The organism is Mesorhizobium sp. M4A.F.Ca.ET.050.02.1.1 (genome assembly GCF_003997725.1).
In the GTDB taxonomy this organism is placed as follows: Bacteria; Pseudomonadota; Alphaproteobacteria; order Rhizobiales; family Rhizobiaceae; genus Mesorhizobium.
The window spans coordinates 1-4,252 of record NZ_RZSG01000521.1 but is presented as its reverse complement, the minus strand read 5'-3'; the positions used below and the strand labels follow the sequence as shown (position 1 = coordinate 4,252).

Here is a 4,252-nt window from a genome sequence, read left to right as displayed (position 1 = left end):
CCCTCGCGGCAGTCGCCGATGAGGAAGGCCCTGACCGAGCGCAGATCGGTGTCGGCGGCCGAGCTCACCCACTCCCCGAACTCGCTCGGCGCGAAGCCCGCGCTGGCGACCCCCTCGCGATCGAAAAGTGAGCTGTAGCCTTCAGTTACGAGCTCACGCTCGTCAACGATCACGATCATCGGCCCGCCCTCCGAATCATCTCATTTGCCCCGTGGAAGGAGGCGTAACCGGTGGCGGGAATCCTGAACAACCGTCATTTCTTGTAGCTATTTTCTTGGGAGTTTTTTGGGGACCCGAAAATAAGCGCGGTCGCATGGGTCTATCGACTGTGTGTCGACGCTTGCCGTTCGAGCGAAGCGGCAGGCGCCGCGAGGTCAGAAAGATCCTGTGCGCCCGTGAGTGACCATGCATCTATGGATTGCAGAAGGCGCGGGCGTTGGGCGTCCATTTGCCGAAGCCGGTGGCGACCATGTTGGCGATGACGCGACAGACATAGACCTTCTGCGCGGGGTCGTTGTCGGGGCCGGCGTGATAGCGGGCCACCGCCATCGACCAGGTCACGTGGCGGGCATGCAGGCTGGCCAGGAAGCGCGCCGCGTAGTCGACATTCTGGCGTGGGTCGAGCATGTCGTCGACGCTGCGGAAATGCGACGCGTGATAGTGATGGTTGATCTGCATGCAGCCGAGATCGATCAGCGTCTTGCCCTCGCGGCGGGCGTTCTCGAACGTCGCCATGGCTTCGGCACGGCTCCGCGGAAAAACAGCTTTTCCTTCTATATTCATAGCGTTAGGCTGGAGGCTGCCCTTGTTTCCGGTTTCCGTCAGGCCAACCGCATAGAGGATGCCGGCCGGCACGCCGTAGCGGTCGGCGGCGCGCAGGATCTCGGGTTCGCAAGGATTGGCGGCGGCGCTCGCAGCGCTGATGGCGGCGCTAGATAAACATGCCGTCGCCAGTGCGCTCGCGAGCAGGCGAAGCAGCGCGGCCGCTGTCCGGTGTGTCATTGCTGTTGTTCCTTCCCGGCTGCTGACCGCCGGAGCCGGCATTGTTGCCGCTCGAGTTGCCGGGCTGAAAGGCGGATTGCTCGCGGCCTGGCGACATCGGCAGCGAGCTGTTGGCGTCGACGCGCGCGGCGGCTGGCGTTGCTATCGAAGGTTGCAGTACCGTGACCTTGTCGACGTCGAAGCCGAGCCCGCGCAGCGACTTGACGATCGCCTCGCTGTCGGCCGCGAGACGACGATGCGCGTCGTGGGTTTCGGGCTTCAGCTCAATCGAAAGTTGCTCTCCGGAAAGCCGCAGGCTGGCCGTGACCATGCCAAGCTCGGCCGGGTGAAGCTCGATCTTCAATATATGTGTCGGAACGGCAACAGAAGCGACCGGTTGCGAGCCTGGCGAGGTGGTCGAAAACGCCTGCGGCAGACCCTTGTCCGAGGCCAGCGCGTCGATCAGCGCCGATGCCGTCTGGCTTAGCGGGTTCTGCGCCGGAGCCGGGAAGCTCTGCTCGTGGACGACGTCGATGCGCGCGGCCGACGATGACTGCTTTGCCTGTTCCGACGGCGTGGCCGAACGGATCGCGTCAAGGGCTTTCGACGACGGCGCAGATCGCTTTGCCGGCGACGCCGCCACGTCCACGGGCGTCTGGTCCTCCGGTGGCGATGCGGCTCCATCGTCCCGGCGCGGCAGGTCCTTGAAGACGGCGCTGATGGCTTCCGGCTGCCGGAGCTTCCCGGGGAAGTCTTCGGCGCTGGCGGCGCGCTCGGATCGCGAGAATGCACCGGGATCAGGGGTCTCGAGGCCGGGCGTTGCGTCCGATTTCTTCAAGGTGGAGAGCAACTGAGCCGGCGGCTGGCCGCCCGGCGCCGGCTCACTCGCCTGGCCATCGCCGGCGTCTTCCTGTCCGCCGGCCTTGGCCGACGCCTGGAAGCGGCCGATATCGTTGAGCGCCATCAGCAATGGCAGGCTGTCCTGAAGTGGGCTCGCATTTGCGCTCCGCGCGGCCGTGTCGGTCTCCTTCGAGGCCGTGTCCGTATCAGTATCGGCATCGCTGTCGACGGCCTTGCCGGCTGGCGGCTTTGGCGCGGCGGTCGTCGCCGTAGCGTTGCCGTCAGGCTGCGCCTTGCCGGCGTTGGCAAACGCCCGCCGGTTCCATCGCGCATCGTGGGGTCCAGTCTCGGCCGGTTGCTGGTTTTCCTGGGCGGACTGCTTTTCAGCGCCGCGCAGCAGGTCGCCGAAGCTCGTGGCCTCGTTCTTCGCCGCCGGCGCCGCCGACTTGGACGTCACGTTTGTGGAGACAAGTCCCGTGAGGGCATGGCCGAGGCTGGAGGTCATTTGGGAGCTGCTCCAAGCAGTTGGTCGATCTTGTTGAGTTGGCGGCGCGTCTGCAACATCGCGGCGTCGGTGGCGTCCTGCGGATCGAGGCCGGCTGACGATTCCGGTGTCGGCGAGGGCTGAGCCGCCGCCGTCCCGGCAGATGCCGCTGCCACTGCCGGCGCTTCGGCCGCGGCCGGCTCCGGCGCCGACGGCGCGGCCGTTGCCGGGGCCGGCATATCCGGGGCGAACGATGCAGAGGGCTGCGCGTCCGCCGGTTTCGTTGCGGAAGCGGAGGCCTCGACCGCCGGCTGCTCGGACATCGCGCCGTCGACCGGCGGCAGGTCGGCGTCTTCCTGCTTCTCCGTCGCCGCGATCTCGGCGGCGGATTTCCCAGGCGCAGATTTGCCGGCGTCGGTGTCGGGCTTCTCGACGGCCGGGACCGCCGGTCGCGCGACAACTTCGCCGGCGACGGCTTGCGCGGCATCGAGCAGCGCACGGTCGCTTTCCGAGAGCTTGCCGCGATCGATCTTCTTCAGCTTGGCGCGCACATCGTCGATGGTGCTCGACGTCACCGTGGACAGGCTGGAATAGAGCTGGGCGCGCGGGTCGTCCTCATTGCCGTTACCGTCGCGGCCTTTCTCAGCCATGGCCGAGGCGAAGGTGGAGAGCGCGGTCAGACCGTCGATCGCCGCCCGGCGGGCGATACGCAGATAGATCACCTTCTCGCGCTCGGGATCCATCATCGAGGTGATGTCGGCAAGCTTGTCCTGGCTGACCGCCATGTGCAGTTGAATGACGCCGGAGACGAAGGAATCGGCGAACTGGCTGGCATAGGGCGAGTGGAGATAGCTGGCGACATATTGGGTGGAGGCGAGTGCGAAGCGCGCCGCATCGCCCTGCTGCGCGGCAATGCCGACCGAGCGGCGAAGCGCTGCTTCCTCGACCAGCGTGCCTGGGCTGAGCAGGCGGGCATTGTCGAGCAAAGCGAGCGCCGCGGCCGGCTGTTCGGTGGCTAGCAGCGAGCCCTTGACCAGCGCCAGGAAGGCGCCGAGGTCGGTGGGCAGCGCCATCGGGTCGATCGGCTTAAGCGTTTCGATCGCCTCGGCCGGCCGGCCGTTCAGGTAGCTGATGATGCCCTTGGCGACGGCCAGGCTCCGCGGGTCGGTCTCGGCGCGCGAGGCGGCTGCCTCGACGGTCACGGGATTGCCGCCGCTCATGCCGTAGACGAGCAGGGCGCGAAAGTTCTTCGGTTCCTTGAAATCCGCCGCATCCGCCGCGCGCAGACGCGCATCGGTCATTTCGAGCAGCTTGGCCTGCATCGGCAGCGCCGCGTGGTCGCCGGCGGCGATGCGGTCCTGCACGAGCTGCAGCGAACGCACCAGCTGGTACGGCTGCAGGGCCTCCTCGGCAATGCCCGCCGACGGCGCCGCGGCGCTCAGCAGCAGCAGGCCGATGGCGCGGCCGATGACGGTCGCACCTCTCATCCGCCCGTCGCCATCAGGATCTCGATACGCCGGTTGGCGGCCGCCAGCGGATCGGCCGCATCCTTCGGCTGGCGGTCGGCGAAGCCCGCGACCTCGGTGATGCGGCGCTCGTCGACGCCGCCGCGCACCAGCATGTAATAGGCCGAATGCGCGCGCGCGGTGGACAGGCGCCAATTGTCGTAGGTGTCGCTGCGGAACGGCCGTGAATCGGTATGGCCGTTGATGCTGATCGTGCCTTTCTGGCTGTTGACTATGCGGCCGATCTTCTCCATGGCCAGCACCAGCTCGCGGCGCGGCAAGGCCGAGCCGATCTCGAACATGCCGAAATCCAGCTGGTCGGTGATCGAGATGACGACGCCCTTGTCGGTCGCTTCGACCGAGACGCCGTCATGCAGCTTGTCGCCGGGCTTGAAGGCTTCCGCCAGCTGCTGCTTGACCTCGGCCGCGGCCTGGACCGTAG

At 67.1% G+C, this 4,252-nt stretch carries 4 protein-coding genes and 1 pseudogene; all 5 read right to left on the bottom strand.

Going from position 1 to position 4,252, the window contains the following annotated elements:
* Positions 1-179: pseudogene (locus EOA33_RS40815) on the bottom strand (DNA-binding response regulator); the annotation flags it as partial.
* A 232-nt stretch (positions 180-411) separates the two neighbouring features.
* Positions 412-1,002, bottom strand: coding sequence for a transglycosylase SLT domain-containing protein (locus EOA33_RS25990; protein WP_245455392.1), 591 nt, complete (start codon positions 1,000-1,002; stop codon positions 412-414).
* Positions 932-2,326: a flagellar hook-length control protein FliK gene (locus EOA33_RS25985; RefSeq protein ID WP_127406939.1), complete on the bottom strand. Its 1,395-nt coding sequence runs from the start codon at positions 2,324-2,326 to the stop codon at positions 932-934. Before EOA33_RS25985 ends, EOA33_RS25990 begins: the two co-directional genes overlap by 71 nt.
* Positions 2,323-3,792: a chemotaxis protein MotC gene (locus EOA33_RS25980; protein ID WP_127406938.1), complete on the bottom strand. Its 1,470-nt coding sequence runs from the start codon at positions 3,790-3,792 to the stop codon at positions 2,323-2,325. The genes EOA33_RS25985 and EOA33_RS25980 overlap by 4 nt, the downstream gene beginning before the upstream one ends.
* Positions 3,789-4,252: OmpA family protein (locus EOA33_RS25975; protein WP_145989280.1), on the bottom strand; the 464-nt coding region annotated here is incomplete at its 5' end. The genes EOA33_RS25975 and EOA33_RS25980, both read right to left, overlap by 4 nt.

What these genes read in the sequence shown, in the direction of transcription:
- EOA33_RS25990 (WP_245455392.1), bottom strand. Translation starts at nt 1,002, where the DNA reads ATGACACACCGGACAGCGGCCGCGCTGCTTCGCCTGCTCGCGAGCGCA.
- EOA33_RS25985 (WP_127406939.1), bottom strand. Translation starts at nt 2,326, where the DNA reads ATGACCTCCAGCCTCGGCCATGCCCTCACGGGACTTGTCTCCACAAAC.
- EOA33_RS25980 (WP_127406938.1), bottom strand. Translation starts at nt 3,792, where the DNA reads ATGAGAGGTGCGACCGTCATCGGCCGCGCCATCGGCCTGCTGCTGCTG.